The sequence below is a fragment of the Allobosea eneae genome, from assembly GCF_042657265.1.
GTDB classification, from domain to species: Bacteria; Pseudomonadota; Alphaproteobacteria; order Rhizobiales; family Beijerinckiaceae; genus Allobosea; species Allobosea eneae.
The window spans coordinates 1-14,100 of sequence record NZ_JBHSLW010000002.1 but is presented as its reverse complement, the minus strand read 5'-3'; the positions used below and the strand labels follow the sequence as shown (position 1 = coordinate 14,100).

Genomic DNA, 14,100 nt, shown 5'->3' with positions numbered 1-14,100 from the left:
GATCGGTGAGTCTTGTTCGGCTCTGCCGGTGTTCATGGGTTCCGGGCTCGTTGCAACGCCGCGTCCTGGAAAGACGGCGTGGTTATGCCAGCTGAAAGCGCTCGAAGCGCTGCATCTCCTCGTCGACCTGCCGCCGCAGCTCCGCGGACGGCTCAGGCTCCAGCCAGGTCCATTGCTGCACCAGGAGCTTGCGCGCCGCCCGGTCGGTCTTGAGGTCGGCGACGGCGACGATGCGGTCCCCCGCCAGTACCGGCAGGCCGAAATAGCCGAAGACGCGCTTTTCCTTCGGCAGATAGGCCTCGAAGACATGGTCATAGCCGAAGAATAGCTTCAGCCGCTTGCGCTGGATGATCAGCGGGTCGAAGGGCGAGAGGATGTGGACGAGGCTGTCGTCGACCGGCTCCGATGGCTCCAGCACCTCCGGCATCGCCCAATGCGGGGTCCTCTCGGCACCCTCGATCGCGACCGGCACCAGCTCCTTGCGCCTGACGCGCGCAGCGATCAGTTCGGCGATCGCCTTCTTGCTGGGCGCATCGAGATGGCAGATCGAATCCAGGCTGACGATCCCTTGCGCCCGCAACGCCCGGTCCAGCTTGTAGGCGGCGACCTGACGCTCCGATGCCGGCGCTGGCTGCTTTCCCCAGCCGAAATGCCGGTCGATCAGCTCATAGGTCTTGAGCATGCCGGCGCGGGCCGAAATCGCGAGCTCGCCATCATAGAAGGCGCGCTCGAGCAGGCCTTTTGACGGCTTCTTGCTCGCCCACAGATGCGTCTTCTCGACCAGGACGTCGGTGTCGATGTCGCGGATGGTGAGGGCGCCGTCCTTGCGGATTCGGCGCAGCAGCTTGCGCGTCTCCTCGCGGCTGCCGACCGCAGCCCAGCGCTTCGGCTCGGCGCGATGTGCCTTCATCGCCGGCAGGAAATAGCGCAGGTCCGCAGTCGGCACATAGGACAACGCATGCGTCCAGTACTCGAACACCGATTTGTCCTGCGACTGCGCCTGCGCGAGGTCGTCGCGGCTATAGCCGGGAATCCGGCTGTAGAGGATGTGGTGGTGACAGCGCTCGACGACATTGATCGTGTCGATCTGGACATAGCCGAGATGGGCGACCGCAGCCGCCGTCGCCTCCGCGCCAGAACCGAAGGGCTCGCGCATGTCGAGCTTCTGGGCCTTGAGCCAGCCCCGGCGCGCCGCCGCCTTGTCGAATGTCAGAATCTTTCGCGGTCGCGTCGCCATCTGGGCAAGCTAGCGACAAGCCGGTGCGCCGATAAGTGGCGATGGCCCGCATTCCTGACAGAAGCTGTCGGCGGCGACGAGTGACAGGCCCGGTACCTTGCCGGCCGTTGATCTGGGGCAGGACTGCCGCGCTGGCGTCGACGAAGCCCTTGGTCCGCCACCCTTGGCACACACTGCGTCCCAGCTTGCGATCGCCGATACGCTTTCCGCCGAAAGCAGACGGCTCCGAGCGCCGCAACTCAAACCTGGATCGGCTGCAGCGAGCGGAACACCGGAAAGACGGAGGTGCCGTGTGTTGCAGCCCACGCGGCCCCGGCCGTTCCGGCAGAGGCTCAGGCCGCCCGGCTGCGTCGAGCCGGTGCCGTTGCCTCCTCGCCTTGCGTGGTCCGGAAGGTGCTGACGAAACGGTTCAGGCGCTCGATCTGATCGAGCAGGGCCCGTGCCGAGGCGGCGCTCTCCTCGGCCAAAGCGGCATTGCTCTGGGTCATCTCGTCCATATGGCTGACGGTGCGGGCCATCTCGTCGATGCCGTTGGCCTGCTCGCCGGCGGCGGCGGCGATCTCGTTGACGGTGGACGAGACCTGCATCGAGGCCTCGACGATTTTCTCCAGTGTCTCGCCGGCCTGGCGGACCAGGCGCACACCCTCGACGACCTCGACGTCGGAGGAACCGATCAGGCCGGTGATGTCCTTGGCGGCCTCGGCCGAACGTTGCGCCAGCGCCCTGACCTCGGCGGCGACGACCGCGAAGCCGCGCCCGGCATCGCCGGCCCTGGCGGCTTCGACGGCTGCGTTCAAGGCCAGGAGGTTGGTTTGGAAGGCGATGCCATCGATCACGCTGGTGATCTCGGAGATCTTCTTTGAGGCCCCCTCGATGCGCGCCATCGCCTCGATCGCGTCCTTGACGATCTCGCCGCCGGTGCGGGCCACGGCCGAGGCGTTGTCGGCCAGCATCACCGACTGACGCGAGGACTGGGCCGAGCTCTTGACCGAGGCGGTGAGCTCTTCGGTGGTCGCCGCCGTCTGCTGCAGGGCCGATGCCTGCTGCTCGGTGCGCAAGGACAGATCGTTGGCGCCGCTGTTGATCTCCTGCGACGAGGCGGCGATGGCGGCGGAGCTGGTCTTGATGCTCGCGACCATCTCGCCGAGCTTGGTCATGGCATCGTTGAAATGGTCGCGGATGCTGGCGTATTCGGCCGGCATGTCGTCAGCCATGCGATTGGTCAGGTCGCCGCGCGCCAACGCCGCCATGCCGTTGCCGACATAGCCGATCGCCTTGTCGCGCTCCTTCGCCTTGGCCTCCTCGACGGCGCGGGCCTCCGCTTCGATCTTGAGGCGCGCCGCCTCGGAGGCTTCGAGATAGACCGAGATGGCGTAATCCATGTCGAGCAGGGCGGCCTTGACGATGGCGCCGATCTCGGCGCCGCGCTCGGCCGCGCCGGGTAGCTGGCCGCCGAAACGGCTTTTCGGCCAGCGCTCCTCCAGCACCTTGGCGAGCAGGTTCTCGAGCAGCAGGGCATAGCCGCCGATATACCAGCGCGGCTCCAGCCCGATCTTGGCATGGATCTGGCCGACGGTGGTGACGGCGCGGACATAGTCCTGGTCGAACTGGCCCTTGGCGATGCGGTTCCAGTGCGAGATCTGGCGGTTCTTCGCGCCGTCCATATGGGCGGCATTGCTGAAGAAGGCCTTCGTCTCGGGGAAGGCAGCGACCTGGGTGTAGAAGGCATCGAGCGCGCCGGGCAAGGCGCCGAGGATGCTCTTTTCCATTCCGGCGATGCGCTCCCGCGCCTCGCGATCGAGCTGCATGAAGTCCAGCCGTCTGTCGAGCTGATCCCCTGACGACATGATGTGATCCCCCAACCACGATGCGCGGCCCCCTTTGGCCACTCTGCAATCAGAGCAAAGTATGGTTAAGAAATGAACAATGGTTGCCTAGCCGGGCTCTTGCACGTTTTGCGTGTTGTGCCGTTTCGACAAGCCGCCGCTGATTGCAGAAGGGCAAGGCCGTTCTGACGGCGTGAATTCCGATCGGGCGAAAACCGCGCTAAGAGGGCGGCGCATATCGGTCGGAACAGGCAAGGCATGAGCGGCGACGGCAAGAGAATTGAGGCGCTGCGGCGGCTCCTGACCGAGGCGTACCAGAAGCTGGGGCTGAAGCTCGGTTTCTCGCTTTGGGACGGCTCGCGCGTGCCGGCGAGCTGGCCGGCAGACGGACTGATGATCGCGATCCGCGATGCCGGCGTCGTCGCGGCGCTGCTGCGCAAGCCGAAGCTCGATACTTTGCTGCATCTGCACGTCTCCGACCGGATCGCGATCGAGAACGGCACGATCTTCGATCTCGCGGCGGCAAGGCCCGACGGCAAGGTCGGCCGGCTGGCGCGCGGCATCTCCAAGGCGGCGGCGTTCGATGTGGTCAGGCACTTCCTGTTCGCGCCGGGACGGGCGCCGCAGGCGGTGGAGCACATCAAGGGCGACGAGATCGCCCGCGACGGCAAGCCGGCGACGAACAAGGCCAACATCGCCCATCACTACGACGTCTCGAACGCCTTCTACAGGCTCTTCCTCGACGAGCGTATGGTCTACACCTGCGCCTATTTCACCGAAGACCATGACGATCTCGAACGGGCGCAGACCGACAAGCTCGAGATGATCTGCCGCAAGCTGCGCCTGAAGCCGGGAGACAAGCTGCTCGACATCGGCTGCGGCTGGGGCGCTCTGGTCTGCTACGCCGCCCAGCATTACGGCGTCGAGGCGCATGGCGTGACGCTGGCCGAGGAGCAGCTCAAGCTGGCGCGCGAGAAGGTCGAGGCGCTCGGCCTCACCGGCAAGGTCACGCTCCATCTCAAGGACTTCACCCAGATGGAGGGGGAGTTCGACAAGATCTCATCGATCGGCATGTTCGAGCATGTCGGCATCCGCAACCATCCGACCTATTTTCAGGCGGTGAACCGGCTGCTCAAGCCGCGCGGGCTCTATCTGCACCACTCGATCTCGCGGCGCGCCAAGAAGACCGAGAAGGCCTTCAACAAGATGCCGGCCGAATACCGGGCTCTGGTGCGCTACATCTTCCCGGGCGGCGAGCTCGATCATCTCGGCATGTCGATCGCCAATCTCGAGCGCTACGGCTTCGAGGTCCACGATGTCGAAGGCTGGCGCGAGCATTACCAGCGCACGACGCGGCTCTGGTTCGAGCGGCTGAATGCGAACAAGTCTGCGGCGGAGGCCGAGGTCGGGCCGGAGCGGACGCGGATGTGGCTGCTCTACCTCGCCGGCTGCTCGCTCGCCTTCGAGCGGGGCGGGGCGCTGATCAACCAGACGCTGGTCTCGAAGCGGCGCAAGGGCCCGTCGGGCCTGCCGCTGACGCGGGCCGATCTCTACCGCTGAGCTGTCATGAGAGGCGCAGTGCGAGCGGCCGGTTGCTGAAGCTCACGGCTCCGGCGCCTGCCTCGGCGCGGGCATAGTGCAGGGCATCGTCCCGGCTGCGGAAATAGCCGCCGCCGCGGCCATGCGTCTCGACCGCGATCCAGTGGCCCTCACGGTCGCGCCCGATCTTGAAATGCGGGCGGGCGGCTGAGGCGGCGACGGTCGGCATGACCGCCTCAAAAGAAACCGATGGTGGCGCCAAAGGCGAGGCCGGTGCCGAAGACGATCAGCGAGGCGAAGGTCGCCTCGGCGACGGTGAAGAGCGTCTGGGCGTGACCTGAGAGAACGGAGCGGGACAGCGTGAACATCGAAAACCCCCAAGCGGATCGTTCGTGTTCGGGCTTGCGGCGCTCTGCGCGGTTTTCGCGACAGGTCCTGAAAATGCGAATGGCGCCCGCAAGGGCGCCATCAGGTCAGGCCAGGCTTTCAAACCTATTTCTTCACGAAGGCGTCGAGCTTGCCGTAATGTTCGGCCAGCAGATAGTAGAAAGTCAGGCGCGACTTGGTCTTGTCGGCCTTCATATGCTCGCAGGTCGCCTTGACGGTGGCGTCGAGGTCGGCACTCTTCAAGCCGAGTTTCTTCTTCAGGAAGTTATCGCGGACGCGTTCGAGTTCGGCGGGGTCGGAGCAGGCGACGTAGCGCGTGTCGGGCTTGCTCATCACCAATGCATAGGCCTTGCTCATGCCGGCGAAAGCGGCCTCGTTCACGGGCTTCTTGGCGAACTTCTTGACGTCGGCGAGATGATCCATCGGGTACCCCTCTGAAGACATATCGGTTCGAAGGCGCGCTGGACTCAGCGTTAACCGCCACGGAAAACGATATCCGGCTTTTTTGCCGCAGGCGAGAGGAGGGGTTCAGGAAAATCCCGCCGATTGCCCGGTGTTTTCGTATTGCATCTGCGAGATGGCCGACCGGCGCCAGGGGTTGTTGAAGCAGGGGGCGGCAAGTGCTGCGATGCAGCAATCGCCCCGAGGACCTTTCAGCCATGAAGCCGACGATCCTGATGGCCCCGCGCATGCCGGCTCGCCTGGTGGCGCGCTTGCAGGAACGGTACGAGGTGCTCGGGCCGATGAGCCATCCCCGGCCGGAGGCATTGCCAGCCGGAGCGGAGGCAGCGCGCGCGCTCCTGACAGTCGGAACCTGGAAAACCGACGCGGCCCTGATCGAGGCCCTGCCCAATCTCAGCCTCATCGCTTGTTATGGCACGGGCAATGAAGGCGTGGAGCGGGCCGCTGCGAGGGCGCGCGGCATAATGGTCAGCAATGCCGCCGACGCGAATGCGACGAGCGTTGCCGAATTTGCGATGGGACTGATGCTGGCGAGCGCCCGGCAGATCGGAGCCGCCGAACGCTTCGCGCGGGCTGGCCGCTGGCAGGGCAACGCGATCGAGCGCATGGCGACGGTGCCGGGCCTGGCCGGTCGCAAGCTGGGCATTTTCGGGCTGGGTGCCATCGGCCAGCGCATTGCGGTGCGCGCTGCCGCCTTCGACATGACGATCGGCTACCATAACCGCTCGCCGCGTCCGGAGCTGCCCTATCAGTACCATGCCAGCCTGCTCGGGCTGGCGGAGTGGGCCGATATCCTGATGGTCTCGGTCCGCGCGAGCGGCGAGACCCGGCACGCGATCGATGCGCGGATCCTGCGTGCTCTCGGTCCGGACGGTCATCTCGTGAACATATCGCGCGGCATCGCGGTCGACGAAGCCGCACTGATCGAGGCGCTGGAAAGCGGAACAATCGCGGGAGCCGCGCTCGACGTCTACGAGCACGAGCCCGCGATTCCGGATCGGCTCAAAGCGCTCGAGAACGTGGTGCTGACGCCGCATATCGCCGCGAACGCGGAATCGGCCCAGGTCGCGCAGCAGGAGCTGCTGCTCGCCAATCTGGAGGCATTCTTCGCCGGCCGACCGTTGCTGTCGCCAGTCGCACTCTAGAGCATTTTCGAGCGAAGTGGACACCGGTTCGCGTGAAGAAAATGCGACAAGAGAAATACTTAGAGCAATTCTGCGATTCGGAGAATTGCGGAATTGCTCTAGGTGCGAGGGACGCTGCCGCGTATTGGCTGTCAGGGCATCACGATGACGGGCGTCCCCATGCGGACCCGGGCGTAGAGATCGATCACGTCGCTATTGTACATGCGAAAGCAGCCATAGGAGGCGGCGGTGCCCACCGAGCGCGGATTATTGGTGCCGTGGATGGCGTATTGCCCGCCTGGCCCAAGGCCGATGACGCGCGCGCCCATCGGATTGTTGGGCGCACCGCCGGGGATCACGTCGGGCAGCCGCGGATTGTCGCGCCTGACCTCGGCCGGCGGGCTCCAGGCCGGGTCGACCTGGAGTTCCTCGACATATTTGACGCCGCGCCACTGCTTGCCAGCCTTGCCGACGGCGATGGTGTAACGCAAAGCCTGCCCTGGTGCGGCGATGTAGTAGAGCTTGCGCTCGGCCGTGCGGATCAGGATCGTGCCGGGCTGGTAGCGGTAATCGGGGAAGTCGACGACCTCCCGCGCCTGCGCCGGCCGCACCGCCAGCAGCATCAGCAGCGAGGCTGCTGCTGCGAGGATTAAATCGATCGGTCCGTGCCGGCCCGCCATGGCCTTCTCCTTGCGCATCTGAACGCTTCGGAGGCGGATTTGGACGAGCGGCCGGTGAATCCGGGGTTCAGCAGCATGGTGAACCGCCGATTCAAACGGGTTCAGGATGAATCCTGGCTTAACCGACCTCACCTTCAGGCGACAGCGCCGCCGAGCGCGAGCATCGCCAGCAGCAGCGACAGCAGGGCGGCGAGGGCGAGGTCGATCGGACCGTGCGAAATGCTCATGGCGGATACCTCCGCGCGGCCTGAGATACGATACCCGGCGGCGCTGGGCCCGTCATGACGCAAGCGGCGGACATGGTCCACGAGCAGCGATGGCTGGCATGAACGGCCCGTTAAGCGCTTCCGCAGGGTTTGCGAAAAATGCCCGCCAGCGGCGGGTGTTCAAGCCTTCTCGACCACGAGCGTCGCGCCGTCGACGCGCACCACGCGAACCTCGGTGCCCGCCAGCAGCTCCGGGCCGGTAATACGCCAGGAGGAATCGCCGACGCGGATGCGGCCCTCGCCGCCGGCCATGGTCGCTTCCAGCTTGAAGATCTTGCCGATCAGCTGGCGGCCGCGATCGTTCAGGCCGGACGCGGTGTCCGGCTCCTCGCTGCGATGGCGCGTGACGGCGCGGCCAAGGAGGACGGAGGCCACGGCGAGCGCCGCGAAGACCAAGAGAGCGCCTTGCCAGGCGAGGCCGGTCAGCCCGACAATGGCGCCGGTCAGCAGCGCGGCGAGGCCGAGCCAGAGCAGGAAGACGCCGGGCGCCAGCATCTCGCCGCCGACCAGGACGAGTCCGAGCACGATCCAGGCCCAGCCGCCGAAGGAAGCGAACCAGTCGAGCATGCTCAGCCCTCCGTGCGGCCCGCTGCCGGTACGGAGCCGGAGCGCCGGCTCGCCGCCGCATCCTCGCCGAACACGGCCTTGGTGAGCTGGGCGATGCCGCCGACGGTGCCGGCGAGCGCGGCGGCCTCGATCGGGACGATCACAACCTTGCTGTTATGGGCGCTCGCCATCGCTTTCAGCGCCTCGGTATAGCGCTCGGCGATCAGGAAGTTGGCGGCCTGGATGTCGCCGCGGCTGATCGCCTCGCTGACCATGGCGGTCGCGTTCGCTTCCGCCTGGGCGAGACGCTCGCGCGCCTCGGCATCGCGCAGCGCCGCCTCCTTGCGGCCCTCGGCGGCGAGGATCTGCGATTGCTTCTGGCCCTCCGCCTTGAGGATCTCGGCCTGGCGCAGACCCTCGGCCTCGAGCACGGCGGCGCGCTTCTCGCGCTCGGCCTTCATCTGCCGGTTCATCGCGCCGGCGATGTCGGCGGGCGGCAGGATGTCCCGGATCTCGATGCGGGTGACCTTGACGCCCCAGGGCGAGGCGGCGGCGTCCATCACCCGCAGCAGCCGCTCATTGATCTCGTCGCGATGCGACAGCAACTGGTCGAGGTCCATCGAGCCGACCACGGTGCGGATATTGGTCATGGTCAGGACGATCAGCGCCTGGTCGAGCGAGGCGACCTCATAGCAGGCCTTGGCGGCGTCGAGCACCTGGTAGAAGGCGGCGGCGTCGATGCGCACGCCGGCATTGTCCTTGGTGATCGCTTCCTGGCTGGGAATGTCGAGCACCTGCTCCATCACATTCACCTTGTGGCCGATCCGCTCGATATAGGGGATGATCAGCCCGAGGCCGGCCCCCAGCGTGCGCGAATAGCGGCCGAAGCGCTCGACCGTATAATTGAAGCCCTGCGGGATGGTACGCACCCCCAGAGCGATCGTTAGGATCACCAGCGCGACCAGTGCGACGACGACGATGTCGAAGCCAGTGGGATTCATCTCAGCTCTCCGGCGCAATCGGGGACTTCGGTTCAAGCGTGCCTTTGCGAGCATCTGATGACGGCTCGCGCGGCGGCCTGCCTTCGAGGTAGCCGACGACCCGCCACATCATCGTGCCGACGGCGTTGCATTCCTCGTCGCTGAGCACGCCCATCATCGCCTCGATCCGGGCGGCGTGGATCGCCAGCGCCTTGCGCGTCAGGACCTCGCCATCCCCGGTCAGCCAGAGCCGGCGCACGCGCCGGTCGGCCTCGTCATTGCGGCGCTCGATCAGGCCGCGCCGCTCGAGCTCGGGCAGGAGCATGCTCATGGCGCTGCGGCCGACGAGCAGCTTCTCGGCAAGCTGCTGCTGGGTCAGACCGGGGGTACGGAAGACATTGGCGAGGACATCGTAATGGGCAAGCTGGATGCCGAGCGGGGCCAGCGCCTCGGAGAACACCTTTTTCCAGAGCTGGTGCATGCGCGCGACCGCGAGCCAGTTCTTGAAACGCGGCAGGTCCCAGGGAAGCCCCGACTTCACGGTGCTACTCGGCTCAGTTGCGGGTGCGGAAATCGGCTCTTGCATTTTGTTCATCGCTGAACATAATAGTTCAAGGCTGAACGAACAAGGTTTCCGATCATGCCCGGCACAGCGCTTCGCGTCATTCGTCCTCTCGTCCGCATCGGCAGTTTCATTGCTCCGCATACGGCCGGGCGCGCCGCCTTCAAGCTCTTCTGTACCCCGCCGCGCCCGCCCGGCCCACAGAGCCGGACCGGCAAGGCGATCATCGCCGCCCGTGCCCGGCTCGCGCCGGCGATCCGGCAGGCGGTATCCTACCCGTGCGGGACGGTCAGCACCTATCTGTTCGAACCTGAGCCCCGCTTGCAAGATGGCGATGGTCCGGCGCCGACAGTGATACTGCTGCATGGCTGGAACAGCGAGGCGGCTTTTATGACCGCTTTCGTGCAGCCGCTATTGGCGCAGGGCTTCCGCGTCGTCGCCTTCGACATGCCGGCGCATGGCACGTCGACCGGGGCAGAGCTCAACATCCCGCTCGGCGTCGCCGCGCTCGCCGCCGTGGCGCGTGTCTTTGCGCCAGTGCATGCGATCGTGGCGCATTCCTTCGGCGGCGCGATCGCATTGGCCGGCCTCGCCCGCAGCGTGCCGGGCCAGCCGCGGGTGAGGGCCGGTCGTCTCGCTCTGGTAGCCGCGCCGTCCTCGGTCACGACGATCACCCGCAATTTCGGCGCGACGATCGGGCTCGGGCGCCGCGGCCAGGCGGCGCTGGAGCGTCGCATCCACAGTGTCGCCGGCAATCCTGTCGAGGCCTTCGAGGGCCGCGGGCAGCTGGAGGCGATCGGCCTGCCGACCCTGGTAATCCATGACCGGCAGGATCGCGAGCTTGATTTCCATCATGCGCAAGCGCTGGCGGCGGCCGGGCCGTTCGTCACCTTGCAGGAGACGAGCGGGCTGGGACACCGGCGCATCCTGCAGGCCAGGCAGGTGGTGGAGAGCGTGACTCGCTTCGTGGTGGGGTAGCGTCCTCGCTCACACCCAGCCCATCAGCTCCCGGCGCACCACCGCCTCGATCACCTGCATGCCCTCCTCGGAATCGTTGAGGCAGGGCAGATAGGCGAAGTCCTTGCCGCCATTGTGCAGGAAGATCTCGCGGTTCTCGCCGTCGAGCTCCTCCAGCGTCTCCAGGCAATCGGCCGAGAACCCCGGCGCGACGATCGCCAGCGACTTCGTCCCGCCCTGCGCCAGCGCCTTCACGGTCTCGTCGGTGTAGGGCTGCAGCCATTCGTCCGGTCCGAAGCGCGACTGGAAGGTCAGGCGGAAGCGCTCCTTGCTGAGGCCGAGCTTGTCGCGCAGCAGCCGGGCGGTGACGGCGCACTGGCAGTAATAGGGATCGCCCTTGAGCAGATATTCCTTGGGCATGCCGTGCAGCGAGCAGAGGATGACCTCCGGCTCGAAAGGGAGCTTGCCGAGCGAGGCGCGGACCGACGTGGCCAGCGCGTCGATATAGACGGGGTCGGCATAATAGGGATGGGCGACCCGCACCGTCGGCTGCCAACGCATTTCCATCAGGGCGCGAAAAGCCTGGTCGCAGGCGGTTGCCGAGGTCGGCGCGGCATATTGCGGATAGAGCGGCACCAGAAGGATGCGGTCGCAGCCTTGGGCGAGCAGCGCCTTCAGGCGGCTTTTCACATCCGGCAGGCCGTAGCGCATCGCCCAGTCGACGGTGATGCGGCCATGGGCAACCCCCGCCAGCCGTTCGGCGAGCTTCTCCGTCTGCGAGCGGGTGATCGTCTTGAGCGGACCCTCATCGCGCTCATTGTTCCAGATCGTCGCGTAGTCCTTGCCCTTGCGGCTGGGCCGCGTCGACAGGATGATCAGGTTCAGGATCGGCCACCATTTCCAGCGCGGTTCCTCGATGACGCGGCGGTCGGAGAGGAACTCCTTGAGATAGGCCCGCATCGGCTTGTAGCTGGTCCCCTCGGGCGTGCCGAGGTTCATCAGGAGCACGCCGATGCGGCCGCTTCTGATGCTGGCGTGGTCAGGAGGCAAGCTCGGCTCGAGGTTCATCGCATCCGCTTTCGTTCGGCTGTGATTTAGACGAGTTACGGTTTTCGTCCAGTCGGGCCATACGGGGTGCGACACTGCGTGAGCAGGGGTCTCGCACGCCGGCAAGGCTCTTGCTAGTCTTGGACGAAATCAAAACCGCAGGGGTTCGCGCCGATGACCAAGATGACCCGCCGCCACGCGTTGCGCGTTCTCGGCGCTCCAGCAGCCCTTGCCGCGACCGCGCCCGTGGCGAAGGCGCAGACGCCACCGGCGAGCTTCACGCTGCTGCTCGTCAACGACATCTACAAGATGAGCGACGACAAGGGCAAAGGCGGCTTCGCCCGCGCTGCAGGCATCGCCAAGGCCGAGCGTGCGCGCGGCGTGCCCGTGCTGTTCTGCCATGCCGGCGACTGCTACTCACCCTCGCTGATGTCGGGCTTCGATCAGGGCGCCCATATCGTCGCGATGCAGAACAAGATGGGCATCGACGTCTTCGTGCCCGGCAATCACGAATTCGATTTCGGCAAGGAGAACTATCTGAAGCTCGCCGCCGCCCAGACTTACCCGACCTTCGCGGCCAATCTGCGCGACGCGGCCGGTAACCCGTTGCCCGGCCACAAGGATTCCCAGATCTTCGAGCTTGGCGGGATCAAGGTCGGCGTGATCGGCACGACCTTCGACCCGACGCCGCAGCTCTCCAATCCCGGCGACCTGACGTTCTCCTCGACCATGGAGGCGCTGCGGCGCGAGGCGCGCAAGCTGAAGGGTGAGGGCGCCGACATCCTGGTCGGCGTTGTCCATGCCGACCGGAGGATGGATTACGAAATCGTGCGCTCGCGGGTCGTCGACATTCTGCTGACCGGCCACGACCACGACCTCGCCATCGCCTATGACGGCAAGGTGGTGATGGTCGAGTCGAACGAGGAGGGCAATTACGTCACCGCGATCGACATCGCCGCCAAGGCGACGGGCGAAGGCGGCAATCGCAAGGTCGAGTGGACGCCGACCTTCCGCGTCAACGACAGCCGCGCCGCGACGCCCGATCCCGAGGTCGCCGCCATCGTCAAGGGCTATGAGAGCGAGCTGTCGAAGGAGCTCGACATCGAGATCGCAACGCTGGGAACCCCGCTCGATTCCCGAACCTCCGTGATCCGCACCCAGGAGTCCGCGATCGGCAATCTGATCGCCGATGCGATCAGGGCCGCGACCGGCGCGCAACTCGCCATCACCAATGCCGGCGGCATCCGCGCCAACAAGCAATATCCCGCCGGCCACAAGCTGACGCGGCGTGACGTCTTGAGCGAACTGCCCTTCGGCAATGCGACCTCCATGGTCGAGATCACCGGCAAGGATGTGAAGGACGCGATCGAGAACGGGCTGCGCGACGCGCCGCAGGGCTCCGGCCGCTTCCCGGTGGTGTCGGGCCTCACCTTCGAGGCCGACCTCAAGCAGCCGCAGGGCTCGCGCGTCACCTCCGTGAAGGTCGACGGCAAGGAGATCGATCCGGCCGGCAAATACACGGTCGCCACGAACAACTTCATGCTGACGGGCGGCGACGGCTACACCGCGCTCGGCCGTGGCAAGACGCTGATCGGCCTGACCGACGGCAAGCTGATGGCCAATGAGGTGATGGTCTATATCCGCCGCCTCGGCACGGTCGAGGCCAAGGTCGAGGGGCGGGCCGTCCTGAAGTGAGCGGCTATCGCGAGGCGCTCGACGCCTTCCTGGCTGCGCCGGCCTCCGCCTCCTGGCGCGACCTTGCCGTTTTCCGCGATGGGTCGGTGGCGCGCGCCTGCGCCGCCGTCGATGCCGAGCGCGCGGCCGGACATGTCGTCGCGCCCGCGCCCGAACGGTTCCTGGCGGCGCTGGCGCTGATGCCGCTCGACCAGGTCCGCGTCGTCATTCTCGGCCAGGATCCCTACCCGACGCCGGGCCATGCCAACGGGCTCGCCTTCTCCTACGTCGGGCCGCCGCCGCTGCCGCGCTCGCTGGTCAACATCTATCGCGAACTCGGTGCGGATCTGGACCGCGCCATCGTCCGCAATGGCGATCTCTCCGACTGGGCGGCCAAGGGCGTGCTGCTGCTCAACACCGCGCTCAGCGTGCGCGAGGGGGCAAGCCTCGCCGGCTCGCATCTGCGGCTGGGCTGGCGTGAGGTCACGGATGCGATCCTGGCGGCGATCTCGCAGCGCCGGCCGCATGTCGTCTTTATGCTCTGGGGTGCGCCGGCGCAGGCCAAGCGCGCTTTGGTCGACGAGAACAAGCACCTCGTCATCGCCAGCGCCCATCCCTCGCCGCTCTCGGCCAATCGTGGCTTCTTCGGCTCGAAGCCGTTCAGCCAGGCCAATGCCTGGCTGAAGCGGAACAAGGAAGAACCGATCGCGTGGTGAGCGACTGTCTTGTTGGTCAAGCGGTTTGTTCGCGCCATGGTTGTCTGTCCCGGATGACGGCGTTGAGGATTGTGACGAGCTTTCGGGCTGTCGCGAT

Annotated in this window: 15 protein-coding genes; 5 read left to right on the top strand and 10 right to left on the bottom strand. The window is 66.3% G+C overall.

The features are described 5' to 3' along the window. Positions 1 to 82 precede the first annotated feature (82 nt). Together ACFPOB_RS00320 and ACFPOB_RS00315 are read right to left on the bottom strand one after the other, a co-directional pair. Positions 83 to 1,237 carry a winged helix-turn-helix domain-containing protein gene (locus tag ACFPOB_RS00320; RefSeq protein ID WP_377794976.1) on the bottom strand — a complete coding sequence of 385 codons (1,155 nt, stop codon included), beginning with the start codon at positions 1,235 to 1,237 and terminating at the stop codon, positions 83 to 85. Positions 1,238 to 1,569: 332 nt separating this feature from the next. After that, positions 1,570 to 3,084, bottom strand: coding sequence for a methyl-accepting chemotaxis protein (locus ACFPOB_RS00315; protein WP_377794974.1), 1,515 nt, complete (start codon positions 3,082 to 3,084; stop codon positions 1,570 to 1,572). A 237-nt stretch (positions 3,085 to 3,321) separates the two neighbouring features. Here ACFPOB_RS00315 and ACFPOB_RS00310 point away from each other — a divergent pair, with 237 nt between their 5' ends. Next, complete coding sequence (locus ACFPOB_RS00310; protein WP_377794973.1) at positions 3,322 to 4,623, top strand: class I SAM-dependent methyltransferase; 1,302 nt, start codon at positions 3,322 to 3,324, stop codon at positions 4,621 to 4,623. A gap of 4 nt (positions 4,624 to 4,627) precedes the next feature. Here the strand turns inward: ACFPOB_RS00310 and ACFPOB_RS00305 are convergent, their stop codons facing one another. The 3 genes from ACFPOB_RS00305 to ACFPOB_RS00295 form a co-directional block, all read right to left on the bottom strand. After that, complete coding sequence (locus ACFPOB_RS00305; protein ID WP_377794972.1) at positions 4,628 to 4,831, bottom strand: hypothetical protein; 204 nt, start codon at positions 4,829 to 4,831, stop codon at positions 4,628 to 4,630. Positions 4,832 to 4,838: 7 nt separating this feature from the next. Further along, positions 4,839 to 4,970 (bottom strand): hypothetical protein, encoded by a 132-nt coding sequence (locus ACFPOB_RS00300; protein WP_377794969.1) that lies wholly within the window; start codon positions 4,968 to 4,970, stop codon positions 4,839 to 4,841. 124 nt (positions 4,971 to 5,094) lie between these two features. After that, positions 5,095 to 5,412, bottom strand: coding sequence for a DUF2853 family protein (locus ACFPOB_RS00295; protein ID WP_377794967.1), 318 nt, complete (start codon positions 5,410 to 5,412; stop codon positions 5,095 to 5,097). Positions 5,413 to 5,648: 236 nt separating this feature from the next. On the opposite strand from ACFPOB_RS00295, the gene ACFPOB_RS00290 reads away from it, so the two are divergent. Further along, a complete protein-coding gene (locus ACFPOB_RS00290; protein WP_377794966.1) occupies positions 5,649 to 6,596 on the top strand; it encodes a 2-hydroxyacid dehydrogenase in 948 nt (315 codons plus the stop codon). 131 nt (positions 6,597 to 6,727) lie between these two features. On the opposite strand, the gene ACFPOB_RS00285 is transcribed toward ACFPOB_RS00290, so the two are convergent. The 4 genes from ACFPOB_RS00285 to ACFPOB_RS00270 all read right to left on the bottom strand — a co-directional run bounded on the left by ACFPOB_RS00285 (position 6,728) and on the right by ACFPOB_RS00270 (position 9,633). Then, entirely contained in the window at positions 6,728 to 7,255 is a 528-nt protein-coding gene (locus ACFPOB_RS00285; protein ID WP_377794965.1) for a L,D-transpeptidase, read from the bottom strand. A gap of 386 nt (positions 7,256 to 7,641) precedes the next feature. Next, a complete protein-coding gene (locus ACFPOB_RS00280; protein WP_377794963.1) occupies positions 7,642 to 8,088 on the bottom strand; it encodes an NfeD family protein in 447 nt (148 codons plus the stop codon). A gap of 2 nt (positions 8,089 to 8,090) precedes the next feature. Further along, positions 8,091 to 9,068, bottom strand: a complete 978-nt coding sequence (locus tag ACFPOB_RS00275; RefSeq protein ID WP_092159092.1) for an SPFH domain-containing protein — start codon at positions 9,066 to 9,068, stop codon at positions 8,091 to 8,093. A gap of 1 nt (position 9,069) precedes the next feature. After that, the gene (locus tag ACFPOB_RS00270; RefSeq protein WP_377794962.1) at positions 9,070 to 9,633 is read right to left on the bottom strand and encodes a MarR family winged helix-turn-helix transcriptional regulator; all 564 of its coding nucleotides are present in this window, start codon (positions 9,631 to 9,633) and stop codon (positions 9,070 to 9,072) included. Positions 9,634 to 9,687: 54 nt separating this feature from the next. Between ACFPOB_RS00270 and ACFPOB_RS00265 the strand changes: the two genes are divergently transcribed. After that, on the top strand, positions 9,688 to 10,587 hold the full coding sequence (locus ACFPOB_RS00265) for an alpha/beta fold hydrolase (RefSeq protein WP_377794960.1): 900 nt from the start codon (positions 9,688 to 9,690) through the stop codon (positions 10,585 to 10,587). Between the two features lie 9 nt (positions 10,588 to 10,596). Here ACFPOB_RS00265 and hemH read toward each other — a convergent pair whose 3' ends face one another. Then, complete coding sequence (gene hemH / locus ACFPOB_RS00260) at positions 10,597 to 11,634, bottom strand: ferrochelatase (RefSeq protein WP_377794958.1); 1,038 nt, start codon at positions 11,632 to 11,634, stop codon at positions 10,597 to 10,599. A 153-nt stretch (positions 11,635 to 11,787) separates the two neighbouring features. Between hemH and ACFPOB_RS00255 the strand changes: the two genes are divergently transcribed. Next, positions 11,788 to 13,308 (top strand): bifunctional metallophosphatase/5'-nucleotidase, encoded by a 1,521-nt coding sequence (locus ACFPOB_RS00255; protein WP_377794957.1) that lies wholly within the window; start codon positions 11,788 to 11,790, stop codon positions 13,306 to 13,308. Further along, positions 13,305 to 14,003: a uracil-DNA glycosylase gene (ung, locus tag ACFPOB_RS00250; protein ID WP_377794956.1), complete on the top strand. Its 699-nt coding sequence runs from the start codon at positions 13,305 to 13,307 to the stop codon at positions 14,001 to 14,003. Before ACFPOB_RS00255 ends, ung begins: the two co-directional genes overlap by 4 nt. The last annotated feature ends 97 nt before the right edge of the window (positions 14,004 to 14,100 follow it).

Bases quoted from the DNA above. Each gene is read 5' to 3' on its own strand.
- ACFPOB_RS00320 (WP_377794976.1), bottom strand. From the start codon at position 1,237: ATGGCGACGCGACCGCGAAAGATTCTGACATTCGACAAGGCGGCGGCG.
- ACFPOB_RS00315 (WP_377794974.1), bottom strand. From the start codon at position 3,084: ATGTCGTCAGGGGATCAGCTCGACAGACGGCTGGACTTCATGCAGCTC.
- ACFPOB_RS00310 (WP_377794973.1), top strand. From the start codon at position 3,322: ATGAGCGGCGACGGCAAGAGAATTGAGGCGCTGCGGCGGCTCCTGACC.
- ACFPOB_RS00305 (WP_377794972.1), bottom strand. From the start codon at position 4,831: ATGCCGACCGTCGCCGCCTCAGCCGCCCGCCCGCATTTCAAGATCGGG.
- ACFPOB_RS00300 (WP_377794969.1), bottom strand. From the start codon at position 4,970: ATGTTCACGCTGTCCCGCTCCGTTCTCTCAGGTCACGCCCAGACGCTC.
- ACFPOB_RS00295 (WP_377794967.1), bottom strand. From the start codon at position 5,412: ATGGATCATCTCGCCGACGTCAAGAAGTTCGCCAAGAAGCCCGTGAAC.
- ACFPOB_RS00290 (WP_377794966.1), top strand. From the start codon at position 5,649: ATGAAGCCGACGATCCTGATGGCCCCGCGCATGCCGGCTCGCCTGGTG.
- ACFPOB_RS00285 (WP_377794965.1), bottom strand. From the start codon at position 7,255: ATGGCGGGCCGGCACGGACCGATCGATTTAATCCTCGCAGCAGCAGCC.
- ACFPOB_RS00280 (WP_377794963.1), bottom strand. From the start codon at position 8,088: ATGCTCGACTGGTTCGCTTCCTTCGGCGGCTGGGCCTGGATCGTGCTC.
- ACFPOB_RS00275 (WP_092159092.1), bottom strand. From the start codon at position 9,068: ATGAATCCCACTGGCTTCGACATCGTCGTCGTCGCACTGGTCGCGCTG.
- ACFPOB_RS00270 (WP_377794962.1), bottom strand. From the start codon at position 9,633: ATGCAAGAGCCGATTTCCGCACCCGCAACTGAGCCGAGTAGCACCGTG.
- ACFPOB_RS00265 (WP_377794960.1), top strand. From the start codon at position 9,688: ATGCCCGGCACAGCGCTTCGCGTCATTCGTCCTCTCGTCCGCATCGGC.
- hemH (WP_377794958.1), bottom strand. From the start codon at position 11,634: ATGAACCTCGAGCCGAGCTTGCCTCCTGACCACGCCAGCATCAGAAGC.
- ACFPOB_RS00255 (WP_377794957.1), top strand. From the start codon at position 11,788: ATGACCAAGATGACCCGCCGCCACGCGTTGCGCGTTCTCGGCGCTCCA.